At 68.2% G+C, this 17,562-nt stretch carries 22 protein-coding genes; 4 read left to right on the top strand and 18 right to left on the bottom strand.

Translation table 11 applies throughout. From position 1 onward, the window contains the following. Window positions 1-35: 35 nt before the first annotated feature. Window positions 36-827: an adenosylmethionine decarboxylase gene (speD, locus tag H9L17_RS07035; protein WP_187571614.1), complete on the bottom strand. Its 792-nt coding sequence runs from the start codon at window positions 825-827 to the stop codon at window positions 36-38. Window positions 828-978: 151 nt separating this feature from the next. On the opposite strand from speD, the gene crp reads away from it, so the two are divergent. After that, on the top strand, window positions 979-1,659 hold the full coding sequence (gene crp / locus H9L17_RS07040) for a cAMP-activated global transcriptional regulator CRP (RefSeq protein WP_187571615.1): 681 nt from the start codon (window positions 979-981) through the stop codon (window positions 1,657-1,659). 27 nt (window positions 1,660-1,686) lie between these two features. Beyond that, complete coding sequence (locus H9L17_RS07045; RefSeq protein WP_187571616.1) at window positions 1,687-2,157, top strand: GNAT family N-acetyltransferase; 471 nt, start codon at window positions 1,687-1,689, stop codon at window positions 2,155-2,157. Here the strand turns inward: H9L17_RS07045 and H9L17_RS07050 are convergent. The 15 genes from H9L17_RS07050 to H9L17_RS07120 form a co-directional block, all read right to left on the bottom strand. Continuing rightward, window positions 2,135-3,118 carry a bifunctional helix-turn-helix transcriptional regulator/GNAT family N-acetyltransferase gene (locus H9L17_RS07050; protein ID WP_187571617.1) on the bottom strand — a complete coding sequence of 328 codons (984 nt, stop codon included), beginning with the start codon at window positions 3,116-3,118 and terminating at the stop codon, window positions 2,135-2,137. The genes H9L17_RS07045 and H9L17_RS07050 overlap by 23 nt on opposite strands. Window positions 3,119-3,199: 81 nt before the next feature. After that, window positions 3,200-3,925 (bottom strand): haloacid dehalogenase-like hydrolase, encoded by a 726-nt coding sequence (locus H9L17_RS07055; RefSeq protein WP_187571618.1) that lies wholly within the window; start codon window positions 3,923-3,925, stop codon window positions 3,200-3,202. Further along, a complete protein-coding gene (trpC, locus tag H9L17_RS07060; protein WP_187571619.1) occupies window positions 3,922-4,710 on the bottom strand; it encodes an indole-3-glycerol phosphate synthase TrpC in 789 nt (262 codons plus the stop codon). The genes H9L17_RS07055 and trpC overlap by 4 nt, the downstream gene beginning before the upstream one ends. Continuing rightward, window positions 4,707-5,060, bottom strand: coding sequence for an antibiotic biosynthesis monooxygenase family protein (locus H9L17_RS07065; RefSeq protein WP_187571620.1), 354 nt, complete (start codon window positions 5,058-5,060; stop codon window positions 4,707-4,709). The genes trpC and H9L17_RS07065 overlap by 4 nt, the downstream gene beginning before the upstream one ends. Continuing rightward, window positions 5,053-6,087, bottom strand: coding sequence for an anthranilate phosphoribosyltransferase (gene trpD, locus H9L17_RS07070; protein ID WP_187571621.1), 1,035 nt, complete (start codon window positions 6,085-6,087; stop codon window positions 5,053-5,055). Before trpD ends, H9L17_RS07065 begins: the two co-directional genes overlap by 8 nt. A 4-nt stretch (window positions 6,088-6,091) precedes the next feature. Beyond that, a complete protein-coding gene (locus tag H9L17_RS07075) occupies window positions 6,092-6,670 on the bottom strand; it encodes an anthranilate synthase component II (RefSeq protein ID WP_187571622.1) in 579 nt (192 codons plus the stop codon). 78 nt (window positions 6,671-6,748) lie between these two features. Next, complete coding sequence (locus tag H9L17_RS07080) at window positions 6,749-8,104, bottom strand: sensor histidine kinase (RefSeq protein ID WP_187571623.1); 1,356 nt, start codon at window positions 8,102-8,104, stop codon at window positions 6,749-6,751. Beyond that, window positions 8,101-8,778, bottom strand: coding sequence for a response regulator transcription factor (locus H9L17_RS07085; RefSeq protein WP_187571624.1), 678 nt, complete (start codon window positions 8,776-8,778; stop codon window positions 8,101-8,103). Before H9L17_RS07085 ends, H9L17_RS07080 begins: the two co-directional genes overlap by 4 nt. Window positions 8,779-8,909: 131 nt before the next feature. Further along, window positions 8,910-9,119, bottom strand: coding sequence for a hypothetical protein (locus H9L17_RS07090; protein ID WP_187571625.1), 210 nt, complete (start codon window positions 9,117-9,119; stop codon window positions 8,910-8,912). Between the two features lie 149 nt (window positions 9,120-9,268). Next, window positions 9,269-9,997 carry an SIMPL domain-containing protein gene (locus H9L17_RS07095; RefSeq protein WP_187571626.1) on the bottom strand — a complete coding sequence of 243 codons (729 nt, stop codon included), beginning with the start codon at window positions 9,995-9,997 and terminating at the stop codon, window positions 9,269-9,271. Between the two features lie 54 nt (window positions 9,998-10,051). Further along, on the bottom strand, window positions 10,052-11,167 hold the full coding sequence (locus H9L17_RS07100; protein WP_187571627.1) for an SGNH hydrolase domain-containing protein: 1,116 nt from the start codon (window positions 11,165-11,167) through the stop codon (window positions 10,052-10,054). A 146-nt stretch (window positions 11,168-11,313) separates the two neighbouring features. Beyond that, the gene (locus H9L17_RS07105; protein ID WP_187571628.1) at window positions 11,314-12,060 is read right to left on the bottom strand and encodes an acyltransferase family protein; all 747 of its coding nucleotides are present in this window, start codon (window positions 12,058-12,060) and stop codon (window positions 11,314-11,316) included. A gap of 98 nt (window positions 12,061-12,158) precedes the next feature. Then, complete coding sequence (gene trpE, locus H9L17_RS07110; RefSeq protein ID WP_425507409.1) at window positions 12,159-13,679, bottom strand: anthranilate synthase component I; 1,521 nt, start codon at window positions 13,677-13,679, stop codon at window positions 12,159-12,161. A 220-nt stretch (window positions 13,680-13,899) separates the two neighbouring features. Then, the gene (locus H9L17_RS07115) at window positions 13,900-14,043 is read right to left on the bottom strand and encodes a hypothetical protein (RefSeq protein WP_187571630.1); all 144 of its coding nucleotides are present in this window, start codon (window positions 14,041-14,043) and stop codon (window positions 13,900-13,902) included. Window positions 14,044-14,124: 81 nt separating this feature from the next. After that, the gene (locus H9L17_RS07120; RefSeq protein WP_187571631.1) at window positions 14,125-14,925 is read right to left on the bottom strand and encodes a COG4705 family protein; all 801 of its coding nucleotides are present in this window, start codon (window positions 14,923-14,925) and stop codon (window positions 14,125-14,127) included. A gap of 144 nt (window positions 14,926-15,069) precedes the next feature. Here H9L17_RS07120 and H9L17_RS07125 point away from each other — a divergent pair, with 144 nt between their 5' ends. Beyond that, window positions 15,070-15,498 carry an EamA family transporter gene (locus H9L17_RS07125; RefSeq protein WP_187571632.1) on the top strand — a complete coding sequence of 143 codons (429 nt, stop codon included), beginning with the start codon at window positions 15,070-15,072 and terminating at the stop codon, window positions 15,496-15,498. Here the strand turns inward: H9L17_RS07125 and rpe are convergent. Together rpe and H9L17_RS07135 are read right to left on the bottom strand one after the other, a co-directional pair. Continuing rightward, window positions 15,495-16,184 carry a ribulose-phosphate 3-epimerase gene (rpe, locus tag H9L17_RS07130; RefSeq protein WP_187571633.1) on the bottom strand — a complete coding sequence of 230 codons (690 nt, stop codon included), beginning with the start codon at window positions 16,182-16,184 and terminating at the stop codon, window positions 15,495-15,497. The genes H9L17_RS07125 and rpe overlap by 4 nt on opposite strands. 2 nt (window positions 16,185-16,186) lie before the next feature. Beyond that, on the bottom strand, window positions 16,187-16,570 hold the full coding sequence (locus tag H9L17_RS07135; protein WP_187571634.1) for a J domain-containing protein: 384 nt from the start codon (window positions 16,568-16,570) through the stop codon (window positions 16,187-16,189). Window positions 16,571-16,640: 70 nt separating this feature from the next. Here H9L17_RS07135 and H9L17_RS07140 point away from each other — a divergent pair, with 70 nt between their 5' ends. Continuing rightward, window positions 16,641-17,537, top strand: coding sequence for a phosphoribosylaminoimidazolesuccinocarboxamide synthase (locus H9L17_RS07140; protein ID WP_187571635.1), 897 nt, complete (start codon window positions 16,641-16,643; stop codon window positions 17,535-17,537). Window positions 17,538-17,562 lie beyond the last annotated feature (25 nt).

Here is a 17,562-nt window from a genome sequence, read left to right on the forward strand (position 1 = left end):
TTGCGCCGGCGTTCCGGTTCCGCGGGGCGTCGACCTCAGTCGACCAGATTGCGCCCGTGGTACAGCTCCTCGATCTCGCGCTTGAGCCGCGCCTCGATCTTCATCCGCTCCTTGAACGACAGGTTGCGCGCCTTCTCCTCGAACAGGTACTGGTCGAGGTCGAAGTCCTTCAGGTGCATCTTCGTGTGGAACATGTTTTCCTGGTACACGTTCACGTCGAGCATTTCGTAGCGCGAACGGATGTTCTTCGCCAGGTAGTCCTGGATCGAATTGATCTTGTGGTCGATGAAGTGCTTGCGGCCCTTCACGTCGCGGGTGAAGCCGCGCACGCGGTAGTCCATCACCACGATGTCGGATTCCAGCGACTCGATCAGGTAGTTCAGCGCCTTCAGCGGCGAGATCACGCCGCAGGTGGATACGTCGATGTCGGCGCGGAAGGTCGCGATGCCGTTGTCCGGATGGGTTTCCGGATAGGTGTGCACGGTGATGTGCGACTTGTCGAGGTGGGCGACCACCGCGTCGGAGATCACGCCCTTGGCGTCGGCCTTGTCGATCACCGGCTGTTCGGAGATCAGGATCGTCACCGACGCGCCCTGCGGGTCGTAGTCCTGGCGCGCGATGTTGAGGATGTTCGCGCCGATGATCTCCGCCACGTCGGTGAGGATCTGGGTGAGGCGGTCGGCGTTGTATTCCTCGTCGATGTACTCGATGTAGCGCCTGCGCTCGTCCTCCGACGCGGCGTAGCACACGTCGTAGATGTTGAAGCTGAGCGACTTGGTGAGGTTGTTGAAGCCTTGCAGCTTCAGGCGCGGCAGCGGTTTGACCACGGCGGTTGGCATCCGGCGGAAACGGGACAGGGCGGCGATTATGCGGCAAAGCGCCCGGCGGCGCGTCGAGGCCGGCTCCCGGGCGGGTTCGGGAAGTTTGCCCCCCATCACGGATCGGCCTAAGCTTGGGCATTCACGAATGTCCGCCCGAATGAGCAGCAGATTCCCCAAACCCGCCATGCCGCGCGCATTCAACCCGCTTGGCGCCGATCCCGACACCATCGAGCGCTTCATCGCCAATTGCCACCGGCGGAAGTATCCGGCGCGCACCGAGGTGTTCCACCCGGGCGATCCGGCCGGCACGCTGTACTACATCATCTCCGGCTCGGTCAGCATCATCGCCCGCGAGGACGACGAGCGCGAGCTGGTGCTGGGCTACATCGGCGCGGGCGAGTTCGTCGGCGAGATGGGCCTGTTCATCGAGACCGAACAGCGCGGCGTGGCGCTGCGCACGCGCACCGCCTGCGAGCTGGCCGAGATCAGCTACGAGCGCCTGCAGTCGCTGCTGGTGGCGCAGGCCAACGACGCCACCCGCCTGCTGTATTCGATCGGCACCCAGATCAGCCAGCGCCTGCTGACCACCAGCCGCAAAGCCGGCCGGCTGGCGTTCCTCGACGTCACCGACCGCATCTACCGCACCCTGTTCGACCTGGCCAACGAGCCCGAGTCGATGTCGCATCCGCTGGGCACGCAATTGCGCGTGTCGCGGCAGGAGCTGGCGCGGCTGGTCGGCTGCTCGCGCGAGATGGCCGGCCGCGTGCTGAAGAAGCTGCAGGCCGACGGCAAGCTGCACGCCCGCGGCAAGACCGTGGTGGTGTACGGCACACGCTAGCGATTCCCCGAACGGAGCACGGTGCGCATGAGCCACGCCTTTTCCCCCGGCCACCGCGCCCCCGACGTCGACCTGCGCAACGCGGTGCCGGCCGACGCCGACGACGTGGCGCACCTGCTGGCCGAGCTGGGCTATCCCTGCGACCTCGACGACGCCTCCGAACGGATCAGCGCGATCCTCGCCAACGAGCGCCAGGCGCTGGTGCTGGCGCGCCGCGAAGGCGCGGTGTGCGGGCTGGTGGCGCTGGACTTCATGTACTACCTGCCGCTGGGCACCACCACCTGCCGCGTCACCGCGCTGGTGGTCACGCCCAGCGCGCAGGGCCAAGGCATCGGCCGGCACCTGCTGAAGGAGGCCGAACGCCGCGCCCGCGGCGGCGGCGCCGCGCGCATCGAACTGACCTCCGGCACCCAGCGCGTCGAGGCGCACGCGTTCTACCGGGCCTGCGGCTACAGCGACAGCTCGGTGCGCTTCGTCAAGCCGCTGGGCTCGGCATGAGCGGGCGTCGGCTTCCGCGATAGATCATGTAGACGTCGGAGCGCTGGTAATGCGAGCCGGGCTTGAGTCCCGGCTGCAGCTCGAACCCGGCGCTTTCGTACAGCCGCAACGCCGGCCGCAGGGCGCTGTGCGATTCCAGGAACAGGCGCTGCCCGCCGCGCGCGCGGAAGTCGGCGATGGCGGCGTCGAGCAGCTTCCGCCCGGTGCCGAGCCCGCGGCAGCGCTCCGTCACCGCCATTTTCGACAGCTCGTAGACGCCGGGCGCCTCCTGCAGCAATGCGCAGGTGCCGACCGGCTCGCCATCCAGCAGGGCGAAGAAGATCGCGCCGCCGGGGGCGAGCACGTGCTGTTCCGGTTCGGACAGCACCGCGTGGTCGATCGGCTCGATGCTGTAATGCCGGCTCAACCATTCCGCGTTGAGCCGGTAGAAATGCGCGCGCAGCTCCGGCGAGAACGGGACGATGCGCACCGCGGCGCCCTGCCGCTCGCGCAGCCGGGCCAGCACCTCGCCCGCCAGCGGATTGGCGGCCAGGTCTTCCTCGAACGACGCCAGCGCATGCAGCAGTCCCGTGCCCTGCGCGGCCAGCCGCCGCTCCAGCGTTTCCTCCAGGGCGTCCCATAGCGGCTGCGCGACCCGGAGCTCCGCTTCCGCGCGCGCGCCGAGCGCGAGCGTGCGCCGGCGCCGGTCGGCGGGATCGGCCTCCGAGCGCAGCCAGCCGTCCTTCTCCAGCCGCGACGCCAGCTGGCTGACCGCCGAATGGGTCTGCCCCACGGCATCGGCGATCGCGGTCACCGGCATCGGCCCGGCGGCCTGCAGCAGGCGGAGGATGGGGAACCAGCGCGCCTGCAGGGCAATGCCGGCATCGCGGTAGAGCTGGTCGACCGCGTCGTAGCAGCGATCGCTCAGCGCCTTGAACCGGCTGCCAAGCGCGAGGACGCCCTGATCGAACAGGAACTGCATGATCGGACCCTCTTCATTACGTATTTCGTAATACGTAACGTATTAAACCGGAATGCGACCGTCAAGCCCGTTCCCCTCGCGTCAGCCGCCTGCCGGCTCCCCCGCCCTGCCCGGACAGCCCCAGTTGAGGATCGGCGTGCCGGACGGCAGCACGCGGCGGAACAGCGCCACCCGCGCCGCCTTCGGGTTCACCACCACCGGCCTGCGCGCCGCCCGCAGCAGCGGCAGGTCTGCGCTGCTGTCGGAATAGGCGCTTTCCACCGGCCCGGTGAAGCCGGCCGCGCGCAGCATCGTCATCTTCATCGCGTGGTGGCAATGGCGCAGCGCGCCCATGCCGCCCAGCTTCGGGCCCAGCAGGGTGCCGATCACCGGCACGTCCTCGTGCGCGACGAACGACAGGATCGCCCGCGCCAGTTCCGGCGGCGCGCCGGTCGCCACCACCACGCGGTCGCCGCGCTCGCGGTGCTGGTGGAACACGTCCAGCGCCAGCGGCAGCAGCCGCGCCTTGACCGCCTCGACGTGCGAGGCGACGTAGCGGTCGATCAGCGCGTCCAGCGCGGCGCGGTCGCGCACGCCCAGCGTGCCGGTCCAGACGAACACCGAGATGCCGGCGCGCCGGGTCGGCAGCCACGCCACCATCGGCCCGGCCACCGGCGCGACCAGCAGCGCCAGCAGCACGCGCCACCACGCGCGTTCGATCAGCCACTTGAACAGGTGGCTGCCGGAATCGCCGTCGTACAGGGTGTGGTCGAAGTCGAACACCACCAGCGGCGCATCGTCGCGCGGCGGCGGATACGCACCACTCACGCGAACAGCTCCCGCAGCGCGACGCCCGGATCGGGCTGGCGCATGAACGCCTCGCCGACCAGGAAGGCGTGCACGCCGGCCTCGCGCATCAGCGCCACGTCGGCGGGCGCGAGGATGCCGCTCTCGGTCACCAGCACGCGGTCGGCCGGCACCGCGTCCTTCAGGTCCAGCGTGGCCCGCAGCGACACATCGAAGGTCTTGAGGTTGCGGTTGTTGATGCCGAGCAGACGCGCCGGCACCGGCAGCGCGCGCTCCAGTTCGTCCAGGTCGTGCACTTCCACCAGCACGTCCATGCCGAGCTCGGCGGCGACGAAGGCGAACTCGGACAGCTGCGCGTCGTCCAGCGCGGCGGCGATCAGCAGCACGCAGTCGGCGCCGAGCGTGCGCGCCTCGTACAACTGGTATGGATCGACGATGAAGTCCTTGCGCAGCACCGGCAGCGCGCACGCGGCGCGCGCCTGTTTCAGATACTCGTCGCTGCCCTGGAAGAAATCGACGTCGGTCAGCACCGACAGGCAGGCCGCACCGCCGGCTTCGTAGCTGCGCGCGATCGCCGCCGGGTCGAAGTCGGCGCGGATCACGCCCTTGCTCGGGCTGGCCTTCTTCACCTCGGCGATCACCGCCGGCCGGCCGGCCGCGATCTTCGCGGCGACGGCGTCGGCGAAGCCGCGGGTCGGCGGCGCGGACGCGGCGCGGGTCTTCAGTTCGAACAGCGAGACGCGCTCGCGGCGCTCGGCGACTTCCGCATGCTTGCGGCGCAGGATGGTGTCGAGGATGGTGCTCATCGGGATGCGGATTTTCCGTAGGCGCGCTCGACCTTGGCCACGCGCAGTTCGAAGTGGTCGTACCAGTGGCCGCGCCCGTGGGCGCGGACGGCGGCGTGTTCGGCGTGGCGCTTCCAGTCCGCGATCGCCGCCTCGCTTTCCCAGTACGACACGGTGATGCCGAAGCGGTCGGCGCCGCGCGCGGATTCCACGCCGAGGAAGCCGGGCTGGCGCGCGGCCAGTTCCAGCATGCGCGCGGCGGCGGCCTGGTAGCCGGCCTCGTCGTCGCCGTTGCGCAGCGACGAGAAGATCGCCGCGTAGAAGGGCGGCGACGGCAGCGCGGCGAACGCCGGGGACGCGGCCTCAGCCATCGGCCAGCGCGTTGGTGGCGGCCACGTACTCGTCCAGCTTGGCCCGCGCCGCGCCGCTGGCGATGGCCTGGCGCGCGCGCGCGATGCCGCCGGCGATGTCTTCCGCCGCGCCGGCCGCATACAGCGCCGCGCCGGCGTTGTAGGCGACGATCTCGCGCGGCAGGCCGTCGCGGTTCTCCAGCGCCTCCAGCAGCATCGCCCTGGATTCCGTCGCGTCGGCGACCTTGAGGTTGCGGCTGTGCGCCATCGCGATGCCGAAGTCTTCCGGATGCAGTTCGTATTCGCGCACCTGGCCGTCGCGCAGCTCGCCGACCAGCGTGCCCGCGCCCAGCGAGAGCTCGTCCATGCCGTCGCGTCCCCACACCACCAGCGCGCGCTCGGCGCCCAGCTCCTGCAGCACGCGCACCTGGATGCCGACCAGGTCGGGATGGAACACGCCCATCAGGATGCCGGGCGCATTGGCCGGGTTGGTCAGCGGGCCGAGGATGTTGAAGATGGTGCGCACGCCCATCTCGCGGCGCACCGGCGCCACCGCCTTCATCGCCGGGTGGTGCACCGGCGCGAACATGAAGCCGATGCCGGTGCGCTCGATGCAGGCCGACACCTGCTCCGGCTGCAGTTCGATCCTCGCGCCCAGCGCCTCCAGCACGTCGGCGCTGCCGGACTTGGACGAGACGCTGCGGTTGCCGTGCTTGGCGACCTTCGCACCGGCCGCCGCGACCACGAACATCGACGCGGTGGAGATGTTGAAGGTGTGCGCGCCGTCGCCGCCGGTGCCGACGATGTCCACCATGTGGCGACGGTCGGCGACCTCGACCGGGCGCGCGAACTCGCGCAGCACCGTCGCCGCGGCGGCGATCTCGCCCACGGTTTCCTTCTTGACGCGCAGGCCGGTCAGGATGGCCGCGGTCATCACCGGGCTGACCTCGCCGCGCATGATCTGGCGCATCAGCTCGACCATCTCGTCGAAGAAGATTTCGCGGTGTTCGATGGCGCGTTGCAGCGCCTCCTGCGGAGTGATGGGCATGGCGTCAGCGGCTCAGGAAGTTCTTCAGCATCGCGTGGCCATGCTGGGTCAAGATCGACTCGGGATGGAACTGCACGCCTTCCACCGGATGCTCGCGGTGGCGCAGACCCATGATCTCCTCGACCGAACCGTCCTCGTTCTCCGTCCACGCGGTCACTTCCAGGCAGTCCGGCAGCGTCGCCTTGTCCACCACCAGCGAGTGGTAGCGGGTCGCCTCGAAGCCGTCCGGCAGGCCGGCGAACACGCCCTTGCCCTCGTGGCGGATGCTGGAGGTCTTGCCGTGCATGATCCGGCCGGCGCGCACCACGTCGCCGCCGTAGACCTGCCCCAGCGTCTGGTGGCCCAGGCAGACGCCGAAGATCGGCGTGGTCGGCCCCAGCCTGCGGATCAGCTCCAGCGACACGCCCGCCTCGTTCGGCGTGCACGGCCCCGGCGAAATCACGATGCGCTGCGGCGCGAGCCGTTCGATCTCGTCCACCGTCAGCGCGTCGTTGCGCTCCACCCGCACCTCGGCGCCCAGTTCCTGCAGGTACTGGACGAGGTTGAAGGTGAAGCTGTCGTAGTTGTCGAGCATCAGCAGCATGGCGGCCTGCGCCCGGATGCGGGCGATGCGTGGGGGAGCCGCGCAGGATAGCGCAAGCGCCCTGCCGCCCGCCCCAACCTATGGCGATGGCAGCATGACCTGCACGCGCAGGCCCGGCGCGTTGTCCAGCAGCTGGATGCGTCCGCCGTGGTGGCGGACGATGGCGCGCACCAGGCTCAGGCCGAGACCGATCCCGGGCGTGCCGCGGTGCGCCTCCAGCCGCTGGAAGCGGTCGAACACGCGCTCGCGCTCGGCCTCGGGGATGCCGGGGCCGTGGTCGGCGACCTGCAGGCGCACGCCGTCGGGCGCGATGTCCAGCGCGAGTTCGACTTCGCTGCCCGGCGGCGCGTGCTTGAGCGCGTTGTCCAGCAGGTTGACGACGAGCTGGAACAGTTGGTCGCGGTCGCCGCGCACGCTTGCTTCGTTCGTCGCCACCGCGATGCGAATGCCGCATTCGGCGGCGACCGGCGCGTACAGTTCCGCCGCATCGTCGATCAGGGCGCACAGGTCGAGTTCCGGTGCGTCGGCATCCGTCGCCTGCGCCTCGATCCGCGCCAGCCGCAGCAGCGCGGCGAACGCCTGCAACAGCTGGTCGGTGTCCGCCAGCGCCCGCTCCAGCTCGTGCCGCGCGGCGTCGCCGGACGGCTGCTGGCGCAGGTCCTCCAGCCGGTTGCGCAGACGGGTCAGCGGCGTGCGCAGGTCGTGGGCGATGTGGTCGGTGGCGTGGCGCACGCCGCCGAGCAGGTCCTCGATCCGGTCGAGCATCGCGTTGAAGCGCTGCGCCACCCGGTCGAAAGCGTCGCCGCTGCGGTCCAGCGGCACGCGCAGGCCCAGCTCGCCGGCGCCGACGCGCGCCGCGGTGGCGTCCAGGCTGCGCAGCCGCCGTGCCACCCAGCGCGAAGTCAGCCAGCCTACCAGCGCGCCCAGCGTGGCGGCGATCAGCAGCGCGAGCAGCGCCGCCTGCTGCATCAGCGCCAGCAGCCGATCCTGCGATTGCAGGCGCTGCCCGACCAGCAAGGTTTCGCCGCCCGGCAACCGCCGTTCGAAGGCGATCACGCGCTGCGCCTGCGCGCCTTCCGCGGCGAGTTCGACAAATTCCACCCAGCGCCCGCGCGGGCCGGGTGCCCGCATGTCGGGCAGGCGGCCGAGCAGCGCGCGGCCTTCGGCATCGGCCAGCGCGTACACCGCGTCCGGGTCGCCCTCGTCGCCGTGGATGCGTTGCTGCAACTCCGCCAGCAACGCGGTGCGTCCGCCGTCGCGGTAGGTGTCCACCAGCGCGATGGCATCGGCGCGCGCCAGCTCGCGCGCGTCGTGCAGCAGCAGCGTGGAGACGGCGACGTACACGCCGGCGCCGATCAGCACGAACGAGGCCAGGAAGAACCCCATCACCAGCAGCGCCAGCCGCGTGCTGGTGGAGGGCAAGGCGCGGCTCATTCGCCCAGCCGGTAGCCGGCGCCGCGCACGGTGTGCAGCAGCGGCTTCGCGAACCCGTGGTCGATCTTCTGCCGCAGCCGGCTGATGTGCACGTCGATGACGTTGGTCTGCGGGTCGAAGTGGTAGTCCCACACCGCCTCCAGCAGCATGGTGCGGGTCACCACCTGGCCGGCATGGCGCAGCAGGTATTGCAGCAGGCGGAACTCGCGCGGCTGCAATTCGATGCGGCGGCCGTCACGGCGCGCCTCGCGCGAGAGCAGGTCCAGTTCGAGATCGCCGGCGTGCAGGCGGGTGGATTCGCGTCCGTCCTCGCGACGGTTGCGGCGGACGATGCCGTCCAGCCGCGCGCTCAGTTCGGCATAGGCGAACGGCTTGACCAGGTAGTCGTCGGCGCCGGCGCGCAGGCCCTCGACGCGATGGTCGGTATCGCCCAGCGCGGTCAGCAGCAGGATCGGCGTCGCGTTGCCCGCACCGCGCAGCGTGCGCAGGAGCGTCAGGCCGTCCAGTCCAGGCAGCATGCGGTCGAGGACAACCGCGTCGAACGGCTCGGTGCTGGCCAGGAACAGACCCTGCTTGCCGTCGGCGGCGTGGTCCACCGCATGCCCGTCCTCGCGCAGGCCCTTGGCGATGAAGGCGGCGGTGTGGGCATCGTCTTCGACCAGCAGGACGCGCATGACGGTTCCTCGGACTTCCGAAAAAGAATACCCCGCGGGCTCGCGCACGCGGGGCGTGGCCCGCACACGGCGGGCAGGACGGGGAAACCGCGGATCCGCCCGGAGAACGGACGGATCCGCGCAACGCACGATCAGTTCTTGGCGGGAGCGGCGGCCGGCGCGGCGGTTTCGGTCTTGCCGGTCTTGGCGTCTTCCTTCTTCGCCTTGTCGTGCTTGGCGGCCTTGGCGTGGGCGGCGGGCTTGGCCGCGCTGCTGGCCGGGGCGGCCGGTGTGGCGGCGACGGCGGCGCCGGCCAGGGCGGTGAAGGCGACGGCGAACAGGGACTTGCGGATGACGTTCATGGCGGATTCCTCGGAGTCTGGATTCGGGTTCGATGGGGGACATCCCCAACGCCAGGCCAGACTGCGCCGGCGCGCCTCACCGCGCGCTTGCGGCAACATGAAAAATCGTTAATCCAGCGACGTGGTGGGCAATGCCCGCCAGCGCCGCGTCAATCCGCCATCGTGTAGATGATGTACACGTCCTGGACAAGCTGGATCACGCCTTCACGCAGCGCGACCGGCGGGGCCGGCGCAGGCGCTCGCGCGCCCGAAACCATCACGGAATCGAGGGTGCCGGCCTCGTTCGATTCCACATAGCGCACGTTGAAACCCTGGTTGGAGATGTTGTGCACGCTGCCGATGCGCTTGCCTACCGCGCCGGCCATGATGTCCGCCGTCTTGCGCGCATCCTGCACCGCTTGCGCCAGCAACTGGCGACGAATGTCATCCTGCTTCGACGACTGGAAGTTGCCCGTGTCCAATTGCACCTGCTTCGATTTCGGCAGGGCGTCGATGGCCTTCTGCAGATCCGCCAATGCGTGGAAGCGCAGCTTGATCGTGCGCGCATAGGTGTTCCCGAGGAAAACCTGCTTGTCTTCCTTGTCGTCCCATCGATACTCCGGCGACACGCTGAGATTGGAAATCTCCACATCGCGATCCGCCATCGTCATGGCCTTGGTCAGCGCAACCACCTGCTGCGCGTGACCTTCGATCTCCGCCTGCGTTGCCGCGGCATCCAGACTGGTGTCCTTCAAGGTGATTTCCAGCGGAAACACATCCGGAACCACCTCGGTCTTCGCTTTGCCGTGCACAGCGATGAAGGGCTGCCCGCTGATGGACTGCGCCTGTGCGCCCAGCACAGAAAGCGCCAGCACAAGCGACACACTGATACGTTTCATGCCTGCTCCTCCAGTTGGATGCTCACAATATCCCGCTGTCACGCGGCCATGCAGTCACCGCGCATGGTCTCCTTCCATCCCCTTGCCTGCCGGGGCCGGCAGCCCAAGACGGACGAGGTCGGCGCCATGCACCTGTGCAATCCGATCGCCGAGATGGCGGGCAAAGCCCCTGGAAAGATGGTGCTTGTCATAGAACGCCGGCTCGCCACCGGCGGATGTCTCGCAATGCTCCAGCGCGTCCCCGCCACACAGCAGCCGGTATTTGCTGATGTAAAGGTAGTCGAGGGAATGCACCTGATCGACGGCACTGTCCACCCGCTCCCGTGGATTGTGGTAGTCCACGAATTCCGCCCGCCGGCAGGCATCGAAGGTTCTGAACCTGTTGTACAGGGCAGCGCATTCCATCGTGGTTTGCAGATAAGAACCGATCGCCACGATCCTGATTCCAGGATTTCTGACCTTCACATTCTCCAGCACTCGCCACAAGTCGCGCGCCACCGGATCAAACCCCTGATGCGTGTTGTAGATGATCACACCCACCTGCCGGAGAAAGGCAGGATCGTTCAGCACGCGGAATCGTTCCGAACAGCCAAGCTCCTGCGTCGGCGAGGAAAAGCCACCCGCATCGAACACGATCTGACACTCGTTGACGGTGCCGAAGTTGATCAGGTTGACGCGATCATCCTGCCCGTAGATTTGATTGAATGCATTGAAGGCATCGGGTTCGTGGGAATTTCCGAACAGCAACACCTGTGCCGGCCTGCGCATGAAACAGCGGTCGGCATCCGCAAGCGCATCGATCCGGCATGCACCGGCCAGATCTTCCAGGCGCCGCACCTTGCCGGCATCGACCATCGCCGCGTCCAGAGGCAGGAAGGCAGGCGGTTGCCCGGCAGGGCCTTCATCCTTGATTCCGCCCGGAGGCGGGGAACCTGTCCCGGCCGGCTTCCCCCAAGACCCCGGCGTGAAATATTGATAGCGCCCCGGCATCCCGTTGGATGCAGACAACGCTCCACCGGCCATGCCCAGCGCAACCGCGCCGGCCAGGATCCCCGATAGCCTTCCGCGCTTACCGGTACCGGGGGTTGGATGGCGGAAGCGCACTTCGATCAGATAATGAAGGGCGATGGCGGCAACCAACGACAGCGACGCCATCAGCAGGAACTTCATTCCCCATGGCGCCGTAGGCATGGATTGCCCAAGAAACACCACAATCGGCCAGTGCACTAGGTAGAGCGAATAGCTGATTCTGCCTATCCAAACAGACACGCCATTGGCAAGCAGACTGCCCGTCAGGCGCGAGCCCTCCGCGCCGATCACCAGCAGTGCCCCAGGCAAGGTGCAATCGCGTTGACGTAAGGGAAGATCGCCCCTTCGTCCAGGCGAACGATCGACCATCCGATCAGGGCCAACCCCGAAATCATCATCGCCTCGTGCACCCAGCGGTTTGCGATCAACCTGCTCGACAGCAGACACCCCAAAGCACCAATGGCGAACTCGAACACCCGGAAGTGCGGGAGAAAAAAAAGGCTGGATTGGTAACCAACGCCTCGGGCGATGACGGCGGCATGGTTCGCCAGGAAGCTGACTGCACCCACCACCACAATGCCCCAGAACAACCCTCGCTTGCCGTACTTGCGACTGCACAGATACAGAAGCGCTGGCCAGACAAGATAGAACTGTTCTTCCACACCAAGCGACCACGTGTGCAACAGCGGCTTGGTTTCGGAAGCGGCATCGAAATAGCCACTTTCCGACCAGAACAGGATGTTCGACAGCGACATCGCCGATGCCACCAACGATCTTCCGAACGCCACCAGATCGGTAGGCGCCAGGCTGATGATGGCCACCGCCGCAGTCGCCGCCATGGTTACAAGCAAGGCCGGAAGAATTCGTCGAATACGCCGTGCGTAGAAGTTGCGAAAATCGAAGCGACCAGTGACTGCCACTTCATCCGCGATGAGCCGAGTGATGAGGAAGCCGCTGATGACAAAGAACACATCGACGCCGACGTAGCCGCCATCCAGCCCAGGAACGCCGAAGTGATACAGCAGGACCGCCATGACCGCGACGCAGCGCAATCCATCCACATGCGGCAAGTAGCCGGAAGCCCGGACCGAAGTAGGAGAGCCAGGCCGATGGCCCACGGCTGGAATCCCGCTCACAAGCCCCTCGCCGCCTGCGCCACCGCGCGGAACAGCGCGCGGCCCTTATTCATCGTCTCGTCCCATTCCTTTTCCGGATCGGAGTCGTAGACGATGCCGGCGCCGGCCTGCACGTGCAGGCGGCCGTTCTGGATGACGGCGGTGCGTATCGCGATCGCGGTGTCGGCGTCGCCGTGCCAGCCGATGTAGCCGATCGCGCCGGCGTAGACATTGCGCTTGACCGGCTCCAGCTGGCGGATGATCTCCAGCGCGCGGATCTTCGGCGCACCGGACACGGTGCCGGCCGGGAAGGTGGCGCGCAGCACGTCGGCGTAACTCAGGCCGTCCTGCAATTTGCCGGTCACTTCGCTGACGATGTGCATGACATGACTGTAGCGTTCGATCACGAAGCGCTCGCCGACTTCGACGCTGCCCGCCTGCGAGACGTGGCCGACGTCGTTGCGGCCGAGGTCGATCAGCATCAGGTGCTCGGCGCGCTCCTTCGGGTCGGCCAGTAGCTCGGCTTCCAGCGCCAGGTCTTCCTCGACCGTCTTGCCGCGCGGGCGGGTGCCGGCGATGGGACGCACGGTGACCTTGCCGCCCTGCAGCCGCACCAGGATTTCCGGCGAGGACCCCACGACCTGGGTGCCGCCGACGTCGAGGAAATACATGTACGGCGACGGGTTCAGCGCCCGCAGCGCGCGGTATACGTCCACCGGGCGGGCGTGGAACGGCACGCTCATGCGCTGGCTCAGCACCACCTGGAAGGCGTCGCCGGCGCGGATGTAGTCCTTCACCTCGTCCACCGCGGCGATGAAGCCCTCGCGGGTGAAGCCGCTGACGAAATCGGCCTCGTCCAGCGCCGCCGGCTGCAGGGTTTCCGGATACGGCGCGCCGCCGTGGCGCAGGCGATGCGCCAGCGCGTCCAGCCGGCGGTTGGCGCGCGCCCACGCCTGCGGCTCGCGCGGGTCGGCGTGGACGATCAGGTACAGGCGGCCCTTGAGGTTGTCGAACACCGCCAGCTCGTCGCTGAGCATAAGCAGGATGTCGGGCGTGCCGAGCTCGTCGGGTTTCGCATTCGCGCGCAGGCGCGACTCGATGTATTCGATGCACTCGAAGCCGAACCAGCCCACCAGCCCGCCGGTGAAGCCCGGCAGCCCCTCGATCTCCGGCACCTTGTGCATCGCGCGCAGGCGCTCGACCTCGGCCAGCGGATCGGCCAGCGTGCGCGTCTCCACCACCTCGCCGTGCTCGCGCACCGACAGGTCGCAACCGCGGAACTCGTACACCCGCCGCGCCGGCAAGCCGATGATCGAATAGCGGCCGAAGCGCTCGCCACCCTCCACCGATTCGAACAGGTAGGTGTGCGGGCCGTCGGCCAGCTTCAGGTAGACGGACAGCGGCGTGTCGAGGTCGGAGAGCACCTCGCGCACCACGGGAACGAGGGTGAAGCCGTCAGATGCGTACTGCTGGAACCGGGCCTGCGTGGTCACGGGAAGCGTCCTTCGAGAAATGCACGGAAACGAACGGGGCGGCATTGCCACGCCACCATCGCCAGCCATGCTCGAAAGAGGGAATCGCCCGGTTCATGCCGCCACTGTAGCGGCAGCCGGCGCGGCGGCGCAAACGCGTCCGTCATATCCCCGTCATCCGGCGCGGGCAGCATGGGAGTCCATCGCAGGGACGATTGACGGGCAGGACGCCCAGTTCTCTCGGCAGCCGGCGTCACGCCTCCCCCTCGTGGCGCCGGCTTCTTTTTTACGCGATGACGGCAAGACCCGACGGCTTCGCCCGCGCCGCGCCGGGCTCAACGCGCGGCAACCACGCCTGCTTCATCTGCGCGATCGCGATGGCGCAGTCGGGCTTGGCGAAGATCGCGCTGCCGGCAGCAAGAGGGTGCACGCACGCTTCCACTGGCCCGGAGATTGCCCGGCTTCGCGCGCCCGTCGCTCCCAAGGCGGCGTATCGCGACAGGCGCACGACTCAGTGCGCCTTGGCCGCTGCGCGCTGCGGGAAGAACATCACGCAGCCGGCGATGAACACCAGCAATGCCACGGTGGCGGCGAACCGGCTCAGTGCCAGGCCACCGCTTTCCACCGGCTTGTCGAGGAAATCGCCGACCACCGCACCCAGCGGCCGGGTCAGGATGAAAGCGGCCCAGAACAGCAGCGTGCGCGAGAGCTTCGAGCGGAAATGCAGCACCGCAACGATCGCCAGCGCGCCACCGAAGATCAGCATCGCGCCGGTGTAGCCCAGCCCAGCCGTGTCCGCCACCCAGTCGCCCAGCGCGGTACCCAGCGTCTGCGAGGCCATGATGGTCAGCCAGTAGAAGCCTTCCGATGCCGGCTCGCCCACGCTTTCGACGGACACGGTGCCGAGCGCGCGCTTCCACCGCCACAACACGCCCAACACCATCGCCAGCAGCAAGGCGGAACCGCCGGCGTAGCCGATGCCCAGCGAGCGCGTCACGTAGTCCGCCAGCGTGGTGCCGACGGTGGTGCTGGCGATGATGGCGAACCAGTACAGCGCCGGGCGGAAGCGCGTCGCGCGAATCTGCACCCATACCGCCACCGCGAAGACCGCGGCAAACAGGACGGTGCCGATCAGATAACCCATGCCGTCGGCAGCCGACGTGGTTTCGCCCAACCAGGACATCGTCACCGCATCGCCGCCGGTTTCGCCCAGCGTGGTGGCGGCGATCTTGGTGATCCAGAACGCCAGCGTTACCGCCGGCACCTTGGCAAACGGCGTGGCAACGCCTGCTTCGGTCATGCGTTCGTTCATCGTGAATCTCCACCGCATCGGCAATGGCGGACAGCCTGCGGCTCGCTGCGTAAGCGCCGCTCAGGGGAATCTCAGCGCCGCGTTAACCCATTCGGTGCGGGCGTGTCAGGCTGGGCGCACGCGTCACCGTCACGGAGACACCGCATGGCTTCGACATGGCTCCACTGGGCGCTGCTGTCCGCCGCCTTCGCCGCGCTGACGGCGATCTTCGCCAAGGCCGGCTTGCAGGGCGTCGATTCCGATTACGCCACGCTGATCCGCACGGCCATGATTCTGGGCGTGCTTGCCGTCTTCGTCGTCGGCACCGGCAAATGGAGCGATCCGACCACGCTCGCTCCGCGCGTGTGGCTGTTCCTCGGCCTGTCCGCGCTGGCGACCGGCGCGTCGTGGGTCTGCTACTTCCGCGCCTTGCAGGCCGGGCCTACCGCGCAGGTGGCGGCGATCGACAAGCTGAGCGTGCTGCTGGTGGCGGTGTTCGCGCTGATGTTCCTGGGCGAACGCCCGGCGGGGCGGGACTGGCTGGGGATCGGACTGATCGCCGCGGGCGTGGCGGTGCTGGCGCTGCGGCGCTAGGCGCGTGCCGCCGCCACCGCCTGCTTCATCTGCGCGATGACCGCGGCGTAGTCCGGCTTGCCGAAGATCGCGCTGCCGGCGACGAAGGTGTCCGCGCCCGCTTTCGCGATCTCGCCGATGTTGTCCGGCTTCACCCCGCCGTCGATCTCCAGGCGGATCGGCCTGCCGCCGGCGTCGATCATCGCCCGCACCTTGCGCAGCTGCCTGAGCGCGGACGGGATGAAGGACTGGCCGCCGAAGCCGGGGTTCACCGACATCAGCAGCACGTAGTCGATCTCGTCCAGCATGGTGTCGAGCACGTCCAGCGAACTCGCGGGGTTGAACACCAGCCCGGCCTGGCAGCCCTTCGACTTGATCAGCTGCACGCTGCGGTGGACGTGCTTGCTGGCCTCGGGATGGAAGCTGATGTGGCTGGCGCCGGCGTCGGCGAACATCGGGATCAGCGCATCGACCGGCTCCACCATCAGGTGCACGTCGATGGGGGCTGTCACGCCGTGCTTGCGCAGCGCCTCGCAGACCAGCGGGCCGATGGTGAGGTTGGGGACGTAGTGGTTGTCCATCACGTCGAAGTGCACCCAGTCCGCGCCGGCCGCTAGCACGTTGTCCACTTCCTCGCCCAGCTTCGCGAAGTTAGCGGAGAGGATCGAGGGGGCGATCACCGTGTCTTGAAGCAGGGTGGATTGCATGGTCACTTCTTCCGTAGTTTCTGGATGCGGTCGTAGGCCGCGTTGATCTCGCGCGATTTCTGCTCGGCGAGCTTCTGCAACTCCGGCGCGGCGCTGGCGACGCGGTCCGGGTGGTACTGGCTCATCAGCTTGCGGTAGGCGCGGTCGATCTGGGCGTCGCTCGCGCTTTCGGACAGATCGAACACGCGATAGGCCCAGTCCACGTCCGCGTTGCCGGCGTCCGGGCGCGGCGGCGCATCGCGCTTCGGCGCGGGCTTGCGCGACGGGGAAAAGGCGTCGTGATCGAACGCATAGCCGACCAGCAGGCCGAGCAGGCCGCCGACCGGATGGCGGAGCAGCAGCCAGCCCGCGATGAACCCGAAGAATTGTCCGTACCAGCGTCGCATCCGCGCAGTTTACAGGGCGGGCGGCGCTCCCCGGCCTTAAACTAGCGGCCCCTTCGTCCCGCGCGCGCCCATGGCCACCACCCTGCTCCAGTCCGACCTGCCCGGCCTGAACCTGATCCACCGCGGCAAGGTCCGCGACGTGTTCGATCTCGGCGACGGCACCCTGCTGATGGTGGCGACCGACCGCCTGAGCGCCTTCGACGTGGTGCTGCCCGACCCGATCCCCGGCAAGGGCGAAATGCTCTGCCAGATCAGCAACTTCTGGTTCGGCCGAACGCAGCACATCATCGCCAACCACCTGACCGGGATCGACGTCGCCAACGTGCTGCCGGCCGGCGCGGACGCCGCGCTGTACGCGAAGCGCGCGGTGGTGACGAAGAAGCTGAAACCCGTCCCGGTGGAGTGCATCGCGCGCGGCTACATCATCGGCAGCGGCTGGAAGGACTACCAGCGCAGCGGCGCGATCAGCGGCATCGCGCTGCCGGCCGGCCTGCAACAGGCGCAGCGGTTGCCGGAGCCGATCTTCACCCCCTCCACCAAGGCGGCGGTGGGCGACCACGACGAGAACATCGACTTCGCCGCCGCGGCGAACCTGGTCGGCCGCGAGCGCGCCGAGCAGGTCCGCGACGCGACGCTGGCGCTGTACGCCTTCGCCCGCGACTACGCCGCGCAGCGCGGCATCCTCCTGGCCGACACCAAGTTCGAGTTCGGCACCGACGAGGACGGCAAGCTCTACGTGATGGACGAGATGCTGACGCCGGATTCGTCGCGCTACTGGCCGGCGGAGCAATACGAAGTCGGCACCAGCCCGCCGAGCTACGACAAGCAGTTCGTGCGCGACTACCTGGAAACGCTGGACTGGAACAAGACCGCGCCCGGCCCGAAGCTGCCGGCCGAGGTCATCGACAGGACCCGCGCCAAGTACGCCGAGGCGCTGGAGAAGCTGGCCGGCATTTCGGTCGATTGAGCGGGAGCCGGGCCGGCCGCGCACG

The sequence above is a fragment of the Thermomonas brevis genome (assembly GCF_014395425.1).
In the GTDB taxonomy this organism is placed as follows: Bacteria; Pseudomonadota; Gammaproteobacteria; order Xanthomonadales; family Xanthomonadaceae; genus Thermomonas; species Thermomonas brevis.

Bases quoted from the DNA above. Each gene is read 5' to 3' on its own strand.
- crp (WP_187571615.1), top strand. From the start codon at position 979: ATGAGCAGCAGATTCCCCAAACCCGCCATGCCGCGCGCATTCAACCCG.
- H9L17_RS07045 (WP_187571616.1), top strand. From the start codon at position 1,687: ATGAGCCACGCCTTTTCCCCCGGCCACCGCGCCCCCGACGTCGACCTG.
- H9L17_RS07050 (WP_187571617.1), bottom strand. From the start codon at position 3,118: ATGCAGTTCCTGTTCGATCAGGGCGTCCTCGCGCTTGGCAGCCGGTTC.
- trpC (WP_187571619.1), bottom strand. From the start codon at position 4,710: ATGAGCACCATCCTCGACACCATCCTGCGCCGCAAGCATGCGGAAGTC.
- H9L17_RS07065 (WP_187571620.1), bottom strand. From the start codon at position 5,060: ATGGCTGAGGCCGCGTCCCCGGCGTTCGCCGCGCTGCCGTCGCCGCCC.
- trpD (WP_187571621.1), bottom strand. From the start codon at position 6,087: ATGCCCATCACTCCGCAGGAGGCGCTGCAACGCGCCATCGAACACCGC.
- H9L17_RS07075 (WP_187571622.1), bottom strand. From the start codon at position 6,670: ATGCTGCTGATGCTCGACAACTACGACAGCTTCACCTTCAACCTCGTC.
- H9L17_RS07080 (WP_187571623.1), bottom strand. From the start codon at position 8,104: ATGAGCCGCGCCTTGCCCTCCACCAGCACGCGGCTGGCGCTGCTGGTG.
- H9L17_RS07085 (WP_187571624.1), bottom strand. From the start codon at position 8,778: ATGCGCGTCCTGCTGGTCGAAGACGATGCCCACACCGCCGCCTTCATC.
- H9L17_RS07090 (WP_187571625.1), bottom strand. From the start codon at position 9,119: ATGAACGTCATCCGCAAGTCCCTGTTCGCCGTCGCCTTCACCGCCCTG.
- H9L17_RS07095 (WP_187571626.1), bottom strand. From the start codon at position 9,997: ATGAAACGTATCAGTGTGTCGCTTGTGCTGGCGCTTTCTGTGCTGGGC.
- H9L17_RS07100 (WP_187571627.1), bottom strand. From the start codon at position 11,167: ATGAAGTTCCTGCTGATGGCGTCGCTGTCGTTGGTTGCCGCCATCGCC.
- H9L17_RS07105 (WP_187571628.1), bottom strand. From the start codon at position 12,060: ATGGCGGTCCTGCTGTATCACTTCGGCGTTCCTGGGCTGGATGGCGGC.
- trpE (WP_425507409.1), bottom strand. From the start codon at position 13,679: ATGCCGCCCCGTTCGTTTCCGTGCATTTCTCGAAGGACGCTTCCCGTG.
- H9L17_RS07120 (WP_187571631.1), bottom strand. From the start codon at position 14,925: ATGAACGAACGCATGACCGAAGCAGGCGTTGCCACGCCGTTTGCCAAG.
- H9L17_RS07125 (WP_187571632.1), top strand. From the start codon at position 15,070: ATGGCTTCGACATGGCTCCACTGGGCGCTGCTGTCCGCCGCCTTCGCC.
- rpe (WP_187571633.1), bottom strand. From the start codon at position 16,184: ATGCAATCCACCCTGCTTCAAGACACGGTGATCGCCCCCTCGATCCTC.
- H9L17_RS07135 (WP_187571634.1), bottom strand. From the start codon at position 16,570: ATGCGACGCTGGTACGGACAATTCTTCGGGTTCATCGCGGGCTGGCTG.
- H9L17_RS07140 (WP_187571635.1), top strand. From the start codon at position 16,641: ATGGCCACCACCCTGCTCCAGTCCGACCTGCCCGGCCTGAACCTGATC.